15 protein-coding genes are annotated in these 15810 nt (G+C 58.2%); 10 read left to right on the top strand and 5 right to left on the bottom strand.

What is annotated here, in order from left to right; genetic code table 11:
- Nucleotides 1-90 precede the first annotated feature (90 nt).
- Together HBO23_RS24890 and HBO23_RS24885 are read left to right on the top strand one after the other, a co-directional pair.
- Entirely contained in the window at nt 91-342 is a 252-nt protein-coding gene (locus HBO23_RS24890; protein WP_017134608.1) for a hypothetical protein, read from the top strand.
- Nucleotides 342-1874: a sodium:solute symporter family protein gene (locus HBO23_RS24885; RefSeq protein WP_170040102.1), complete on the top strand. Its 1533-nt coding sequence runs from the start codon at nt 342-344 to the stop codon at nt 1872-1874. The genes HBO23_RS24890 and HBO23_RS24885 overlap by 1 nt, the downstream gene beginning before the upstream one ends.
- A 55-nt stretch (nt 1875-1929) precedes the next feature.
- Here HBO23_RS24885 and HBO23_RS24880 read toward each other — a convergent pair whose 3' ends face one another.
- The 3 genes from HBO23_RS24880 to HBO23_RS24870 form a co-directional block, all read right to left on the bottom strand.
- A complete protein-coding gene (locus tag HBO23_RS24880) occupies nt 1930-2313 on the bottom strand; it encodes a hypothetical protein (RefSeq protein ID WP_170040100.1) in 384 nt (127 codons plus the stop codon).
- Nucleotides 2314-2518: 205 nt separating this feature from the next.
- Nucleotides 2519-2851, bottom strand: a complete 333-nt coding sequence (locus HBO23_RS24875; protein ID WP_170040098.1) for a hypothetical protein — start codon at nt 2849-2851, stop codon at nt 2519-2521.
- Nucleotides 2848-7479: an RHS repeat-associated core domain-containing protein gene (locus HBO23_RS24870; protein WP_170040096.1), complete on the bottom strand. Its 4632-nt coding sequence runs from the start codon at nt 7477-7479 to the stop codon at nt 2848-2850. The genes HBO23_RS24875 and HBO23_RS24870 overlap by 4 nt, the downstream gene beginning before the upstream one ends.
- A 256-nt stretch (nt 7480-7735) precedes the next feature.
- Between HBO23_RS24870 and HBO23_RS24865 the strand changes: the two genes are divergently transcribed.
- From HBO23_RS24865 to HBO23_RS24840, 6 genes are all read left to right on the top strand, one after another.
- Complete coding sequence (locus HBO23_RS24865) at nt 7736-10228, top strand: TonB-dependent siderophore receptor (RefSeq protein WP_170040094.1); 2493 nt, start codon at nt 7736-7738, stop codon at nt 10226-10228.
- Between the two features lie 296 nt (nt 10229-10524).
- Nucleotides 10525-10854, top strand: coding sequence for a hypothetical protein (locus HBO23_RS24860; protein WP_026013691.1), 330 nt, complete (start codon nt 10525-10527; stop codon nt 10852-10854).
- Between the two features lie 107 nt (nt 10855-10961).
- The gene (locus HBO23_RS24855) at nt 10962-11657 is read left to right on the top strand and encodes a fumarylacetoacetate hydrolase family protein (RefSeq protein WP_170040092.1); all 696 of its coding nucleotides are present in this window, start codon (nt 10962-10964) and stop codon (nt 11655-11657) included.
- A 36-nt stretch (nt 11658-11693) separates the two neighbouring features.
- Complete coding sequence (locus tag HBO23_RS24850; RefSeq protein WP_017136887.1) at nt 11694-12602, top strand: AraC family transcriptional regulator; 909 nt, start codon at nt 11694-11696, stop codon at nt 12600-12602.
- An 83-nt stretch (nt 12603-12685) separates the two neighbouring features.
- The gene (locus HBO23_RS24845; protein WP_017136886.1) at nt 12686-13132 is read left to right on the top strand and encodes a GNAT family N-acetyltransferase; all 447 of its coding nucleotides are present in this window, start codon (nt 12686-12688) and stop codon (nt 13130-13132) included.
- Nucleotides 13133-13135: 3 nt separating this feature from the next.
- Nucleotides 13136-13393, top strand: coding sequence for a hypothetical protein (locus HBO23_RS24840; RefSeq protein WP_017136885.1), 258 nt, complete (start codon nt 13136-13138; stop codon nt 13391-13393).
- Between the two features lie 291 nt (nt 13394-13684).
- Here HBO23_RS24840 and HBO23_RS24835 read toward each other — a convergent pair whose 3' ends face one another.
- On the bottom strand, nt 13685-14629 hold the full coding sequence (locus HBO23_RS24835; RefSeq protein ID WP_017136884.1) for a sensor domain-containing diguanylate cyclase: 945 nt from the start codon (nt 14627-14629) through the stop codon (nt 13685-13687).
- A 246-nt stretch (nt 14630-14875) separates the two neighbouring features.
- On the opposite strand from HBO23_RS24835, the gene HBO23_RS24830 reads away from it, so the two are divergent.
- Entirely contained in the window at nt 14876-15124 is a 249-nt protein-coding gene (locus HBO23_RS24830; RefSeq protein ID WP_017136883.1) for a DUF1652 domain-containing protein, read from the top strand.
- Here HBO23_RS24830 and HBO23_RS24825 read toward each other — a convergent pair.
- Nucleotides 15121-15261 carry a hypothetical protein gene (locus HBO23_RS24825; protein WP_170040090.1) on the bottom strand — a complete coding sequence of 47 codons (141 nt, stop codon included), beginning with the start codon at nt 15259-15261 and terminating at the stop codon, nt 15121-15123. The two genes, HBO23_RS24830 and HBO23_RS24825, sit on opposite strands and share 4 nt — an antisense overlap.
- A 217-nt stretch (nt 15262-15478) precedes the next feature.
- Between HBO23_RS24825 and HBO23_RS24820 the strand changes: the two genes are divergently transcribed.
- The gene (locus tag HBO23_RS24820) at nt 15479-15790 is read left to right on the top strand and encodes a YXWGXW repeat-containing protein (protein WP_017136881.1); all 312 of its coding nucleotides are present in this window, start codon (nt 15479-15481) and stop codon (nt 15788-15790) included.
- The last annotated feature ends 20 nt before the right edge of the window (nt 15791-15810 follow it).

Genomic DNA, 15810 nt, shown 5'->3' with positions numbered 1-15810 from the left:
TGGCGCTGGTTTGCGCTGACGTTTCACTGCTTGATTTTTTGATTGATCACACAACAAACCGATCCAGAAATTCAAGGAGCACCCTCCATCATGAAACCCGCAAGCGCGTCACCCGCACGCCTGAGAAACCAGATCTTTGGCGCCTACTTTTTCCTGTTGTTGATGCTGGCGTTATTCCCGCCGTTTTACTTGAGCGTGAGTGGCAGCCGCGCCTTGGTGGTAGGCATCCCGCTGCCGATTTTCTATTGGATCGCCATTGCCGTACTCGCCGCGCTAGGGGTGTGGGGGTTGTATCTGGCCGAGCTCAAGGCCGGTGACATTCCTGACGAGGAGGGCGTGTGATGATCAGCACCAGCAGCGATGCCCACTTGTTCATTACCTTCGGTGTGATCGGCCTGTTCCTGGCCGGGATGATCGCCGTGCTCTATGCCACCAACCGCGAAAGCACCAGTTTTTCCGACTACGCCGTTGGCGGGCGCTCTTACGGGCCGTGGTATATCGCCATGTGCTACACCAACTCCTGGTGGCCGGGCTCGACCTTTACCGCGTTTTTTGCCCTGAGCGTGGGCGGCGCCCTGGGTTTCTACGGCATGGTCTATGCGACCCTGGGCGTGACCGCGATGTACCTGATGGCCAGCCGCGCCTGGACCTGGGGCAAACGCTTCAACCTGCGCACCCAGCCGGACCTGCTGGGCATGCGCTTCGACAGCCCGGCGGTAAAACGGGTGGCCTCAACTATCGGCATCATCTCGGTGTTTCCATGGGTGGTGATGGGCATCCAGGCCCTGGCGATGCTGTTCCAGTTCGCCAGCTTCGGCCGTTGGGGCGTCACCACCTGCCTGTTTGCAGGCGTGGCGGTGGTACTGATCCGCCAATACTGGACCGTGAGCATGGGCATGCGCGGGTTGATCATGACCGACATGTTCCAGGGCCTGATCGCCTACGTGGTGTGCGCCGGGGTCTGCGTGTTCCTGCTGTTCGGCGATCAGGCAGCGTTTTCCAACCTCTCGCAATTACCGGAAAAAATGCTGCAAATTCCCGGCGCCGCCGGCACCGGTTATGGCCCGATGTACATGTTCAGCCTGATCTTCACCGGCGTGATCGGCTCGATGTGCTGGCCGATGAGCTTCCAGCGCATCTACACCGCCAGCGGCGTGCGCTCGGTAAAAAAGGGCACGCTGTACACCATGCTGTTGGTGGGCGGGTTCTACGGCATCCTCATGCTGTTTGCTGCCGCCATCAGCCAGGACCCCAACGTGCTGGCCCATCCGCAACAAGGCTGGTTCCTCTCGCTGTTCGACATTGGCGGGCCATGGCTGCTGGCGCTGGCCATCGTCATCGTACTGGCCGCCAGCATCGGCCACGTCGACGGCTGCGTACAAGTCTGCGGCACCCAGTTCGCCAACGACCTGGCCACCTGGAACACCCCACGCACCGACCGCCAGCTCACCTTACTGGCCAAGGCCGGCATGGTGGTGTTTATCGTCGCCGCCTCGGTGCTGGCCTACCTGACCTTTGATTATTCGCGCCTGCAATTACTGGCGCAGATCTCCTACCAAGGCATCATTCAACTGGCCGTACCGCTGTTCTTCGGCATTTTCAGTCGACGTGGCAACAAACAGGGCGCGATTGCCGGCATGTTGGCGGGGATTATGGTGGCGATTGTACTGACCACGCTGTACCCGGATGACATTCCAGCGCTTGGGTCGTTGACCAGCGGGATTGTGGGGCTGGTGGTGAATGCTGCGATTTTTGTGGTGTGCGCGCTGGTGATCAAGCCGAGCGCGGTGGAGCAAGCGCGGGTGGAGGGGTTGTTTGAGATGGCCGCGAGTGGGCGTGGGGTGCAGGTGGGGGCTGCGCCGGTTATGAGTTGAAAATGGATCGGGGCTGCGGTGTGTGGCCCCGGTTTGAGCGTGTGACTTATGTGGACTAAATATGTGTTGGGTAAAGTCGAATTGCGGTAGCGCTGAGTTCAACAAATCCTGATTTCTGAGGTATGGGACCGTCCAACTCAATTAGGATTATTGAATCACCGAGCTTTAATGCTACACATCCTTCTTCGTCAGCTTGGACCAGTTCGGCGGTTATTTGGATGAGGCTGTTCTCCATTTTGATTTTTGAAGATTTTTCAGCGGTTGGCTTCACGTTTATATTCCATGAGAAAACCTCCTCAAAATCAAACTCAACGTCGATAATTTCACCGATTTTTGGCGCAGTATCGCTCCATAGTGCAGTGCCATCTCCGAAGGGTGAATGGAATTTTACGTGCAATACGTTCAGATAGGAAAATGTATCGATCACTACAATTTTCATGTTTTTTCCGAGTGAGAGATTGCCGGTTTTCGTGTGAGTGTTTTGGTAATGATTCGATTTTCTTACATTCGGCATCAACCCTGTCTGTTTAGCACTGTACTCGTTTGCAGTTACGATAAAAATGGGTTCGTCATAAAAATAAAGCTGTTACTGGCGCTGTTTGCAGCTTGGTTGTGTTACTACCTGTGCCAATACATTTGATGGTTTAAAAGAAGAAATACAGTCCGGTGTTGTTGTCAATTGCCAGTTTGTTGAGTTTGATTATTTTTCTTGCCAGCTCTTGGTTTTCGGGTATTGAATGATTTTCTAGTATATATAGTGATTTTTTGAGGTCTTCATTGGTGTTGATGCTCTCGTCTTCATAATCGTCGATCATCTTTCCAAGCGAATTGTTGATTTTGTCGATAACGCCTGATCCCATTAACTGCTGATATTCTGTATGGGTCAGGGGGCAATTCGCCAATAACGAGATTGGGCAATCGTCAGTGTCTAATAGAATCATCGCTTCTTTAGTCAAAGGCGTGCAGATAAGTTTCACTTTTCTATACTCTTGTTGAAGTGAGTGGCTTCGTTGTATTCACTCTGTGTTCTGCCCATTTGCTTTCCCGAAGGGGATAATTTGTTGTTTGGTACTATGCCTTCCAGACTGAGATAGCGTCTTGATCCCGGGAGTGAAGGGTCGTGTATTCTAAAGTATCCACCACTTAAATCTTCTACTATTTCAATGCCGTCAGATGGGTTTTTATATATTTTTTTACCTTTGTGCGTCGTTGTAGTAACTGGGTTTGAGCCCGCAAATTTGATGATACTTTCATTTAGATCGGCCGTTTTCCAGTTGCCTGAGTATTTGGCCGCCCGTTGTGCGCCCCCTGTTTGGGGTAGTTCAACATCTCCTTCGTCTGTTTTGGCGAACTTGGGTGGACTGCTAGCTGCAACAGCTGGATCACAGTTGCCTGCGCCAGGGCAAGTATTTAGCCCCAGCGGATCCACCCACCCCGTAGGGTTGGGCACATACTGGTACGCGTTAATCCCACCCGCCAGCTTCACCGGATCCGGCGTCAGGTAACGACCAATATCTGGATTGTAGTAGCGATGGCGGTTGTAGTGCAGCCCGCTTTCCGCATCGAAATATTGGCCCTGGAAGCGCAACGGGTTGTCGATTTTTCTGACGTCTAGGCGGGCGATTTCACCGTAGGCGCGGTAGTGCGCGGACCAGACGATTTCGCCTTCGGGGTTTGTCAGTTCCTGTGGCGTGCCGAGGTGGTCGAGTTGGTAGTGGAAGGGTTTGGTGTCTTGAGGGCCAAAACCCTCCAGCAGTGCCAGCGGCCTAAAACTGTCCGGCTCATAGAGGTAGCTGCGATGGCAGTCCGCGTGGTGTTCGGCTACCAGCTTGTCGCCTTGCCAGAAAAACTCCGTGGTTATGTCGTTAACGGTTTTGCTGATCCGCCGACCAAACGGGTCATAGCGATAGCTGGCGGTTTGCCCGTTTGGTTGAGTAATACCCACCAGCCGATGCTGGCAGTCGTAGCGGTACTCGGTGACGAGCTGATGACCCTTGCCACGTCGCTGTCGGATCAGATTGCCGAAGGCGTCGTAGTCGTAGTGATGATCGCCCTGAATCATCAATCGGTTCCCCGCCACGATGTCCGGACCTGGGCGGTCTTGCATGAGCAGGTTGCCGGCGGGGTCGTGGCCGAAGCGTTCCTGCACGTCTTGCGAGTGGTCGGCGCGGGTCAGGCGGGCGAGGGGGTCGTAGTGGTAGTGGTGTTCGCCTTTGCGGGTGTCGAGCAGGCGGGCGAGGTTGCCGCTTTTGTCGTAGTCGTATTGGCGTTGGTAAAGGGTGTGTTGCTGTTGGCTGACCGCGTGGGTGTGCAGGCGGTTTTGGTCGTCGTAGTGGTAGTGGCTGAGGAGCTGGCCCTGCTGGCGTTGGTGTTCGCGGCCGGTCTTGAACAGATGGGAGGTGAGGGTTTTGCCGTTCAGTTCGACGGTGGAAAGGTGGCCGCCTTTGTCGTGGTTGAACACCAGCCGGTTATTGTCCGGGAGGCGCAGGTTTTTAAGTTGGCCGCAGGCATCATAGCCGTAACGCAAGGTGCCCCAGCCCTGGTGTTCGGCGGTGAGGCGGTTTTGTGGATCGTACTCGTAGGCCAGCGCCCAGTGGCCGTCGTCGACGCTGAGGAGGTTGCCTTGGCGGTCGTAGGCATAGTCGACAACATTGCCGTCTGGCAGGGTTTTTCTTACGAGGCGCCCGGCGTGGTCTCGCTTGTAACGGGTAACGAGCTGACTGCCGTCGTCGCCGTGTTCGGTTTTTTCCGCCAGGTTGCCGTTGAGGTCATACACGTAAGCCGTGCGCTGGCCGTCAAAGCCGATTTCCTGCTGGATCAGGCCGTTGGGGTGGTAAGCGAGTCGGTAGGTTTCGCCCACCTCGTTTTCGATCGAGGTCAGCAGCAGGCGCGCATTGTCGTAGCGGTACTTGACGTGGGTGCCATCGGCGTTGATACGGCGGCTGATCAGGTGCAGGCCGTCGGCGTATTCGTAGCGGGTGACGTGGGTAAGTTCGTCGTGTTCGGCGGTGATTTTTCCGTAGGCGTTGTAGCTGTATTCGCGTGTTGCACCGCCTGGCAATACGACACGAATCAACCGACCCACGCTGTCCCACTGATATTGGGTCAGCGCGCCATGTTCATCCTCGCGGGCAACTTGTCGCCCAAGATCGTCATAGCGATAACGCTTGCTACCCCCATTAGGCAGCAGCTCCTCAAGCAACTGCCCGCGCTCATTCCAGACCAGCCGATGGCAACTGTTATCGGGAAACCAAACCCCCGTCAGCTGCCCATATTTGTTGTAGCTGTAGTCCGTGATATTGCCGTCAGGATCGGTCTTACGAATGACGTCGCCTTGGTCATTGCGCTCATATTTCCAGACGGCAAACCCACGCCTTACGACCCGCACGAAACCGTTGTCATGCTCGTAGGACGTCGGCTCATCGTCCCCCGGAAACAGCGCCACCAAGCGCCCGGCGTCGTCGTACTGATACGCCGTCACCGCCCCAAGCGGGTCCTGCTCGACTGTCAGCCGGCCCTTATCGTCATAAGACTTGAAGTGTTCAGCGCCGTCCGGATCAATGCGCTGCACCAGCCGCGCACGGTCATTGTGGACATACACTTCCCGGCTGCCATCAGCGTTATGCACCGTGACACGGCCGTCGTCACCCCAGGCATACCGCGTATCCATCTGCGAAAAGCTGGCCCAGTGCCGAACACATCGGGAGGCCTTACCCGCCCGTTCCCATTCCCAAAAGAAGCTCGCCCCACCGGCCAACCCACGCTCAAGAATGACGTGCTGCTCGTCGTACCGATAAACCTCGCTTTCACCTACAGCATTGGTCGCAGAAACCAGTCGGCCAAGTTCGTCATAGGCGTAGGAAACAACTTTCTGCTCGGTGACCCATTCAAACGGCTCATGCCCTTTGGCCCGATGAACCTGATAGTCCACCGCCACAATGCGGCCCAATTCATAACGCAGAAACAGCGAGCGGCCTACGCCATTATCCAGCCGTTCAACCCGCCCCAAACGATCGCGGAAAACCCGCAACCGGTTGTCATACGCATCGCTGATGGCAACCAGCGCGCCATTGTGGAAGTGATAAAAACGCGACGCCTGAGCCAGCACTAATTCATCGGGCAACTCACCCAAATAAATCGCCGCTTCAGCCAAGCTGTTGGTAATCGCCGGTCGAGCTGCGGTGGGCAGCACAAACTCAGTACGGCGGTTCTCATGATCCGTCCACACCACCGAATCGCCGGAAACAGAAAGCCGCTGCGCCAGCGAATGACTCCAGCCAAACCCCAACCCGCCATCCACTTCCACCGCGCTGGTGCGATACAGCCGTGTCCATTCAAACGGCAAGACCCCATCCAACGTGCCATCGGTGAGGGTCAGCAATTCCTCGCCGGTGACCATGGACACCGGGCAGCCGTTGGTAACGGTTCTGTCGGCCGCAGCCGCCGCATCGCCATTAAGGTTCTTGCCCGAAGCAGGCACGTCATCAACGTGTTCTTTTTGCTTAACCACCGCGTTTTGCCGCGCCCGCCAGCGCATCTGCAGCGTGCCTTGCTTCAACCCGCCAACCACTCCGCGAACCGCCACCGCCTTGTAACGGTCCACCGCCTGCATGAATTTGGTCAGCATCCCGAGCAGGCTCCTGACAAAACCCACAGCGGCATCCAGCACCCGCGCGCCGTACTTGGCCAGCCGCAAGCCGAGATAAGCCACGCCCGCCGCCGGCAACGCGATGGTCAGTACTGCGCCGATCACCAGATCAATCAGCAGCGACACTACAAACCCTGCCGCCGTTTCCGCGATTTCGCCGGGTGGCAGTGCGTCCAGCCAGAGCATCGCGGTGCGCAGGATCAGGTACAGCGCGGCCTCGTCGCTGGCCAATAACATGGCCTGTTCCATGACCTTGGGCGCATCGGTGGCCAACTGCGCCAACCTGGCGGCCTCGGCGCCGAGTTGCTCAGCAAATTTCAGCGGGTCTTCAAGAATCGCCTGCACCAGCTTGATGCTGTCCCATACATCGCGGATTGCCGCCCAACTGCCCGCCAGCACGCCGCTGCCAATCGCGCTGGCGGTCGATTGCTGCCAATAGGGTTTGAAATCCTTCCACTGCTCGCGCAGCCAGTGCTCCAGGTCGGCCGTCAGCCCTGCGTAAGAGGCAAACAGCGCGTCCACTTGCTGCGCAGAAACGCCGCCCTGCACCCGCACCTGATAGCGCCCACCAGCGGCGCAAAAATGCGAACCCTTGCCATGTTCATCGAGCATGACAAGCGTGGAACTGCCGTCATCCAGCCCGACAACCTCCACCGGGATATCGCCGATCGGCACGTCATACACTGATTCGAACAAGCTCTGGATTTTAAGCTCGCCGCCCGCCGGGCACAGGGCCACGGTGGAAAATCCCATGTCAGTAATACTCACGGACTGTTGCGCATCGCCAACCCGCAGCACACGGTCCATCCCCAACAGCGACGGCATGTCGGCAGCATGGCTGAGCGTATCCAACGCCCGCGCATACCAGGCGTCCATCTGCTGGCGATACTCCGCCAGGCTCCGATGAAAGCCGTTGAGCTCATGTTCGATAAAGGCGATGTGGGCGGCGTTGGTCATCCGTGACGTCTCGGCAAAAAATGGCAAGGCGTCGGAGTCTGCTGCAGGAAAAAGCCGCTGGACGAATGGTTGGAAAAATCAGAATGGGATGACGCAGGACGGGTAAAAACCGCGAAAAACTATCCCGAAGGACTACGCAAAAAAGCGAACCGGCTCATTGCAATAAAGTCATGCAAATAAAAATTACTCTCATCCTTGCCCGATTTGGCGACATGGCCGTCATGGTTAATAGAACCTCCATTACGCAGGATTTCCCATGTCGCGCCTTGCTCGTCCCTTGCACCCACTGGCCCTGTCGGTGGCGATGGCTTTTGCCGCTGTGCCGTTGTTCGTCGTCCAGCCATTGTTTGCCGAAGAAACCGGCAGCGCGTTGCGCCGTTTTTCGGTTCCCGCGGGTGATTTGAGCCAATCCCTCAATAGTCTCGCCGAGCAGGCCGGGCTGGTACTGGCGTTTGATGCAAGCTTGACGCGCGGCAAGCACAGCAACGGTGTGAGCGGGCAATACGACACCGACGTGGCATTGGCGCAATTGCTCGCCGGCAGTGGCTTGCAGGCCATCAAGATCTCCGCCGACCGCTATCGCCTCGAAGCGCTCCCGGACGATGGCGGCGCCATGCAGTTGCAGGCCACCACCATCAGCGGCGCCTACCAGAGCGAAAGCCCCACTGGGCCGGTGGCGGGTTATGTCGCCACCCGCAGCCTGTCGGGCACCAAGACCGATACCGCGCTGATCGAGACGCCGCAGTCGATTTCGGTGGTTACCAAGGACCAGATGCGTGCGCAAAACGCTGAGAGTCTCAACCAGATCCTGCGCTACAGCGCCGCCGTGGTGCCGGAGACCCGTGGGGCCACGGCTTCGCGCCTCGACCAACTGACTATCCGTGGCTTCGCCCCGGCAACCTACCTCGACGGCCTGCGTATGCCATCGAGCCGAGATGCCTTGCCGCAAAAAGACGCCTTCGACCTGGAGCGCGTCGAAGTGCTGCGCGGCCCGGCCTCGGTGCTGTACGGGCAGGGCACGCCAAGCGGGGTGATCAACATGGTCACCAAACGCCCGCTGGACACGCCGTTTCATGAAGTCGGCGTGGAATACGGCACCTTCAACAAGAAGCGCACTACCTTTGATTTAAGCGGCCCGATTGATGATCAGGGTGTGTATGCCTATCGCGTGGCGGGGTTGTTCGATGACGCCGATGGCCAGGTCGACCACACCGAAACCCGCCGCCAGTCGCTGTCCAGTGCCTTCACCTGGCGCCCGGACGATGCTACCTCGCTGACCTTGCTTGGGCATTTTCAGAAAGACCCGAAGGGCGCGTCCTACGGGTCGGTGCCAGCCTGGGGCTCGGTGCTGCGCAGCCCTACGGGACGCAAGATCGATGTGGACTTCTATGACGGTGAAAAGAACTTCGAAAAAAGCGACCGCGAGCATTACTCCCTCGGCTATGCCTTCGAACATCACTTCAACGACGTGTGGACGGTGCGCCAGAACGCCCGTTACCTGCGCGCCGAGGGCGTCTATCGCAGCATCTATAACAGCTACCTGATGGGCGACTACCGCACCTCCAAGCGCTCGACCATCGCTGCCGATGTGGACATGGGTGCCTACACCCTCGATAACCAGGTGCAGGCCAAATTCGACACTGGTTCGTTGCAGCACACGCTGTTGATGGGGCTCGATTACCAGAACACCCGCACCGACACCAAGACCGGTTATGGCAGTGGCCCGAACCTGGATATCTTTGATCCGGTCTACGGCGCGCCGGTCACCACACCCGCGTTCATCACCGACGCGACCTCGCGCAGCGAGCAGACCGGTGTTTATCTGCAAGAGCAAATGAAGTGGGACCAATGGGTGTTGTTGCTGGGTGGTCGCTATGACTGGGCCAGCACCGACAGCACCACCAAAACCATCAGCTCCGGCACCAAGAGCAAGTCGTCGCTGGACAGCAAGGCCTTTACCGGGCGGGTCGGCCTGGTCTACCTGTTCGATAACGGCCTGGCGCCGTACGCCAGCTACGCGGAGTCGTTCAACCCGCAATCGGGCACGGGTTACGGCGGTTCGGTGTTCAAGCCGACCGAAGGCAAACAGTATGAAATCGGCATCAAGTACCAGCCGCCAGGCAGCAACAGCTTCATTACGGCGGCGATTTTCGACTTGCGCCAATCCAACGTGCCGACCATGGATCCGGACCCGACGCACCTGTGCGGCAGTGGCCGCTGCCAGATCCAGGACGGCGAGCAACAGTCCCGTGGCTTTGAACTGGAAGGCAAGGCCAGCCTCAACGACAACCTGAACATTACCGCGGCTTACGCCTATCTGGACAACCGCGCGAGCAAATCCAACAGTACCGTTCGCTACGCGCCGATCAGCGATGTCGGCACTGGGCCGGCGATTGCCGTTGAGGGCACCACCACCTACGGCGTGCCACGCCATACGGCCTCGGCGTGGGCCGACTACACCTTCCACGACGGCCTGCTCAAGGGCTTCGGCGTGGGGGCGGGCGCGCGGTATGTGGGCTCGTCCTGGGGCGATACCGCCAACACCCTGAAGGTACCGGGCTACACCTTGATGGATGCGGCGCTGCACTACGACATCCCGAATATCGCCAACCCCAAAGACAACCTGCGCCTGGCGCTGAACGCGACCAACCTGGCAAACAAAGAATACGTGGCCTCGTGCTACTCCTATTCGTGGTGCTGGTATGGCTCGCAGCGCACCGTGCAGGCGAGTGCCACTTACCAGTGGTAATCGGCACCCTTTAGGGTGATCCGTTTTTTGTGGCGAGCGAGCTTTTGTGGCGAGCGAGCTTGCTCGCGCTGGGCTGCGCAGCAGCCCCAAAACCTGACACTTGGGTACACCTGAAGTACACGGTCATCCGGTCAAGGGGCCGCTGCGCGCCCCAGCGCGAGCAAGCTCGCTCGCCACAGGTTTTTGCCAACATTTATTAGGTAAATGTTTACCCAGGAAGGCAATTTAATGGCCCCTTTGTAACAAAATCCCCGCCAAAATCACTTTTATTTTCAGGTGGTTAGATGGGGATGCAAATGCGCACTGTTGGAATGATGCTGATCGCCTGTTCCCTGGCTGGCGGCGCGGCGAGCGTGCAGGCCCGAGAGTTGCGCGAGGGTGACAAGTACATGTGCAGTTGGGGCGCAGGCACTGCCGCCAGGGCACAGGAACTCAAGCTGTCGGGTGTGTCGCTGTATGCCGCGCGGCAGAAGATCCAGACCATCAAGTTCAGCAAATCGTGGATGCGCATGATGGCCATGGGCATCACCGAGCAGACCTACGACAGCCGCTCACGGCTCAAGCCCGACGTCATCCGCCAGAGTTTTTACCAGGACTGCCTGCGCTACAAAGTGGCGCGTAAATGATCCAGGGCTGTTTTGCACCGGTCAGTGCAAAATCTGCGTAAGCCTGTCCAACTTTGCCTTGGCGCTGCTGGCCATACTGGCGCCAGGTAAACCAAGAGGCACAGGCCATGACTGATTACGTATTCCCCCCCGCGCCAACCCCATCCCTGGCCGTACAGGGCAGCGACGCACGTTTCCCGCTGCGCCGCGTGTTCTGCGTGGGCCGCAACTACAGTGAACACGCCCGTGAAATGGGGCATGACCCGGATCGCGAACCGCCATTTTTCTTTATGAAACCGGCTGATGCAGTGGTGCCGGCCGAAGGCGTGATCGCCTACCCGCCGCTGACTGCCGACCTGCACCATGAGGTGGAACTGGTGGTGGCCATCGGCAAGGGTGGGGTGGATATCAGCCCTGAAGACGCTTTGTCCCACGTTTGGGGGTATGGCGTCGGCATCGACTTGACCCGTCGCGACCTGCAGGCCGAGGCGAAAAAGCTCGCGCGTCCGTGGGATTGGGGCAAGTCGTTCGATGAATCGGCGCCCAGCACCGCCTTGCAACCTGCGAGCGTTATCGGGCACCCGGCCAGCGGCAAGATCTGGCTCAAGGTCAATGGTCAGCAGCGTCAGGTCGGCGACTTGGCTGACCTGATCTGGTCGGTGAGTGAAATCATCAGCTACGCCTCAAAATCCGTAGCACTCAAGGCCGGTGACCTGATCTTTACCGGCACCCCGGCAGGCGTCGGCGCGTTGCAGCGTGGGGATGCGGTTACCGCTGGCATCGAGGGCATCGGCGAGTTGAGTTTCACCCTCAGCCAGGGTTGAGGCTAAAGTGGTGCCCAGGCCATTCGAGAGACTGTTATGCCAGGCACCCGCGTCACCACCTATGGCATGGAACAACGCAGCGACCGCCCCGACTTCTATATCCGCGACAAGCGCGGGCGGGCGGCGCTGACCAGCCCGCATCGGCATGAATACTTCCAGATTCAGATCAACCTGGGCGGCGACACCGTGCAACATATCGGCGGCGCGGTGCGTCCGTTCCCGCACAAAGCCATGGCGTTTATCCTGCCCCATCGCCTGCATGTGATTCCCCACCCGCAAGACGGCGAGTTCATGCTGATCAACTTCAGCCAGGCGTTCTTCCTGCCGCAGTTGACCTGCGACCCGCTGGACCTGGAAGACATCCCCATCAGCCAGGCGCCGGAGCTGTCACCGTTCCGTTTTCAGGAGCACCTGGACTTCATCCTTGACGACGCCGACTTTGAACAAGTGCACATCTGGCTCGGCCATATGCGCACCCTGGACGCCCAGCGCACTTTCGGCGCGCGTGAGCGCTTGAAAGGCTACTTGTTCCAACTGATCGGCCTGGTTTGCCAGCAGTACGCCGAACCCTTGCAGGCGTTTGCCGCCAATAACACCACCCGACGCGGACGCAAAGACGCCTTGGCACGGGTGCACGGCTATATCCGCGAGCATCTGCACGAGCCGGGCCTCAATCTTACTGACGCTGCGGCCGCTGCGTTCCTGTCACCCAACTACCTCACCCATTTGCTGCGCAAAGAAACCGGCAAACCCTTTTCTCAGTGGGTGCTCGACCGCCGCATGCAATTGGCGCGCACCTTATTGCTCAACACTGCGCAATTGATAGGTGCAGTTGCCCTGCGTTGCGGGTTTACCGACGAGGCGTACTTTTCCCGCTGCTTTCGCAAGGCCCATGGCCTGGCGCCGGGGCAGTTTCGGCGTCAACAACAGGCAAAACCCCTGTAGTCGAGCGCCTTCTCTTACAAATCCACGACAATCTGTGTGTTTCTATTTACATACAATTGCGTGCATCCACGGAGGAGGCATCTATGCAAAACCCTATTCGGCTGGCGACGCTGGCGGATATCGACACGTTGTTCGCCATTCGCACGGCCGTGGTGCAGAACCACTTGAGCCGTGAGCAGATGGCGGATCTGGGCATTACGCCACAGGTGCTGGCGGACAGCATCCGTGAAGCGCCGTGCGTGTGGCTGGCAGAAGTGGAGGGCCAGCCGGCGGCTTTTTCGATGGTCAACTTTGACAGCGGCGAGGTATTTGCGATGTTCGTATTGCCCGCCTACGAAGGCCGGGGTTTGGGCCGCCAACTGATGGCGGTGGCTGAAGCCGCACTGTTTGAGCACCACCCGACGCTGTACCTGATCACCGACGGGCGCGGTGAAATCCGCGCCAACGGGTTTTACCAACGGCTGGGCTGGACGCAGGTGGGCCGGGTCGAGGGCGATGATGTGCGGTATGAAAAGAGCAGGGCACCTTAAATCATGAACCCGGCAGAACCCCCGTCCACCAACGGCCTTCGCTATGCGACGATCGGGGTTGCGTGCGCCGCGGTGCTGCTCGGCATCTTGTTTATGCGCTTCAATGCTCAGGTTGACCTGGAACGGGAAGAGGCCGCCGAACGCTTGGCGCTGTGCCAACATCTTGAAAGTGTGGCCCGTGCCACTTCGACTACCAGTCTGGAATCGCTTGAGGCCTGTAAGCAACTCAGAAAGCGTTACAGCGAGAGTGCCGCGCCGTGATAAGCAATAACCCTATTTGAACAATGGATATATAGCCACTAAGTGATAAGGGCTATATCGGTTTATTGCACCAAAAAGTGGCACTTGTTGACTTGGCTACCTTAAAAATCATGTGGTTATTGAATGACTTACGCGGCTTTTAATCCGACGAAAGGAATAAAATAATCTTGTTGCAGGTTTTGACAATCGTTACTATAGCCGGGCGTTCACCTCCCACGGTTTATGCATTTTTAAATCCCAAGTTTCCATCAGCTACTTGGGATTTTTTTTGCCTGGAGTTTGACCTCGGCATCACACTTCACTATCAGCGAACTCTGCACGCATGCGTCCATTGCGTTTGGCCTGATACAGCAACTTGTCGACCGACTCGACGAACGCCAGCAGGTCGCTGTTGGGCGTCACGGTATGCGTGCCCACCCCCAGGCTCAGGCTCAGCAACTTGGAAACCGGCGAAACGGCGTGTTCGATCTGCTGCTGGCAAATCAAGTGCAGGCAGCGCTGCGCCACTTGCCTTGCTGAGGCTGCGTCGGTTTCGGGCAGCAACCACACAAATTCCTCGCCGCCGATACGCGCAATAAAATCCCGTGGCCGGTTGGCCGCCTGCGACAAAGTGCGGGCCACCTGGCGCAAGGCTTCATCACCCTTGATATGGCCGTAGTGGTCGTTGTACTGCTTGAAAAAGTCTATATCCAGAATAATCAACGACAGCGGCAATTGGCTGCGCAGGGCACTGGCCCATTCGCGTTCGAGCACGGTGTCGAACATGCGGCGGTTGGCGATGCCGGTGAGGCCGTCCTGGAAGGAGTATTCCTCCAGTTGTTTTTGCAGGCGGATCAAGTGCTCTTCGGTCTTCTTGCGCTCGCTGATATCGAACATAAAGCCGATCAAGGCTTCGACTTCGCCGTCCTTGCGCACCACATGCACCACATCGCGGATCCACACATACTCGCCATTGGCCGTCAGTGCGCGGTAGTCGGCTTCGTGGTCCACGCCGGCACGCGATTGCGACACGCAAAAGTTCACCACGTATTCACGGTCGTCCGGGTGCATGCGTTCGACCCAATCATCCACGCTCACCCAGCTTTGCGGGCTCCAGCCCAGCAGCGTTTCGATCTGCGGGCCGATGTAGCTGAAGGTCATGCTCTGCCAGTCGATGCGCCAAGGGATGGCCTTGGTCGACTCCAGCAGGGTTTTGTACACGTCGCTGTCGGGCTGGCTCGGGGGAACGATGCTCATGGCGGGCGGCTCAGGGTGATGGCGAAAAGCCAAGAGCGTCTTTTGATACAGGTTGTGAGTCAAGCCCTTGCCAAAGCAGCAGACGAGAGGTCGTGTGTTGGGTTTCTGACGCCAGTGCACCAGCGTTTACAGGGCGAAATGTGGCACAGCTATCACTTTTGAATTAATTGTTCAGTAGCAGGCAAAACCTTATCTATGCTGGTTGCATCACACCCACAGGGTCGAACCCAGGGATGGGGGCTCAGCATGATTGCGCTCGACGAACTCAATAAGATCATGGCCGCGGGCTTCCTGCCGCTGGCCTGTGATTGCAGCCTCAACAGCGACGGCTCGCTGCGCATCAGGGTGTTCGAGCCAGCGTCGGGTCGCGTCGATCTGCTGTTGACCCGGGTCTCGCCCCAAGGCCTGGACAGCATCCGTTCCATCTCAAACCTTATTGGCGAACTGCGCACCGAGATCAAGGCCGGGCGGCGTGGTTTTGCGGCAGTCGGTTAACTGTTGACGCTGCTGGTGGGGGCGGTGTCAGCGCCATAGTAGCGCCAGCAGCAATGCCGATGCTCCGGCAGGATCACGCAGCCGCTGAGGCTGACGATCAACAGGGCGGCAACCAGTATAGAGAGTCGACGGGGCATGATATTTCCTCATTGTGTGTTTTGCGTTACCTGTTGAACGCCACCACCTGCACAAATCCGTCGCGATGCTTTCAAACATTTCATCCAGCGTTTTCTTCCCTTGAGCAATACTCCCACCGTCGAGAAACAATTCACCGTTCTCGCGACGGATTTTCCTGTGCCCAGCGTTCAACCCATCAGATGCGAACATTTTCGTCCGCCGTATGAAGGAGTTGCCATGAACCCTCTGGCCAAATTGCGCTATGCCTTGTTGGTCCCGCTGGCCTTCGCCGCGCTTGTCAGCACCCCGACCTTTGCCCAGACCGAAGTGATCATTCGCCAGGCCCCACCGGCAGAACGCGTTGAAGTGATCCCGGCTGAACGCCCGGGCTTTGTCTGGGACCGTGGCCACTGGCAATGGGAACGTGGCGCGTATGCCTGGGTGCCGGGCCACTGGCAGGAAGTGGTGCGTAACGCGCGCTGGGAACCTGGGCACTGGGAATCCCGTGGCCCCAACTGGTACTGGCGCAAAGGGCACTGGATCCGCTGAAACCTCTTAGCCCCCGGACC

The organism is Pseudomonas sp. WS 5532, from assembly GCF_012985445.1.
Taxonomy (GTDB): Bacteria; Pseudomonadota; Gammaproteobacteria; order Pseudomonadales; family Pseudomonadaceae; genus Aquipseudomonas; species Aquipseudomonas edaphica.
The sequence above is the reverse complement of the archived record's forward strand: the minus strand, read 5'-3'. Positions and strand labels throughout refer to the sequence as shown.

Bases quoted from the DNA above. Each gene is read 5' to 3' on its own strand.
- HBO23_RS24890 (WP_017134608.1), top strand. From the start codon at position 91: ATGAAACCCGCAAGCGCGTCACCCGCACGCCTGAGAAACCAGATCTTT.
- HBO23_RS24885 (WP_170040102.1), top strand. From the start codon at position 342: ATGATCAGCACCAGCAGCGATGCCCACTTGTTCATTACCTTCGGTGTG.
- HBO23_RS24880 (WP_170040100.1), bottom strand. From the start codon at position 2,313: ATGAAAATTGTAGTGATCGATACATTTTCCTATCTGAACGTATTGCAC.
- HBO23_RS24870 (WP_170040096.1), bottom strand. From the start codon at position 7,479: ATGACCAACGCCGCCCACATCGCCTTTATCGAACATGAGCTCAACGGC.
- HBO23_RS24865 (WP_170040094.1), top strand. From the start codon at position 7,736: ATGTCGCGCCTTGCTCGTCCCTTGCACCCACTGGCCCTGTCGGTGGCG.
- HBO23_RS24860 (WP_026013691.1), top strand. From the start codon at position 10,525: ATGCGCACTGTTGGAATGATGCTGATCGCCTGTTCCCTGGCTGGCGGC.
- HBO23_RS24855 (WP_170040092.1), top strand. From the start codon at position 10,962: ATGACTGATTACGTATTCCCCCCCGCGCCAACCCCATCCCTGGCCGTA.
- HBO23_RS24850 (WP_017136887.1), top strand. From the start codon at position 11,694: ATGCCAGGCACCCGCGTCACCACCTATGGCATGGAACAACGCAGCGAC.
- HBO23_RS24845 (WP_017136886.1), top strand. From the start codon at position 12,686: ATGCAAAACCCTATTCGGCTGGCGACGCTGGCGGATATCGACACGTTG.
- HBO23_RS24840 (WP_017136885.1), top strand. From the start codon at position 13,136: ATGAACCCGGCAGAACCCCCGTCCACCAACGGCCTTCGCTATGCGACG.
- HBO23_RS24835 (WP_017136884.1), bottom strand. From the start codon at position 14,629: ATGAGCATCGTTCCCCCGAGCCAGCCCGACAGCGACGTGTACAAAACC.
- HBO23_RS24830 (WP_017136883.1), top strand. From the start codon at position 14,876: ATGATTGCGCTCGACGAACTCAATAAGATCATGGCCGCGGGCTTCCTG.
- HBO23_RS24825 (WP_170040090.1), bottom strand. From the start codon at position 15,261: ATGCCCCGTCGACTCTCTATACTGGTTGCCGCCCTGTTGATCGTCAGC.
- HBO23_RS24820 (WP_017136881.1), top strand. From the start codon at position 15,479: ATGAACCCTCTGGCCAAATTGCGCTATGCCTTGTTGGTCCCGCTGGCC.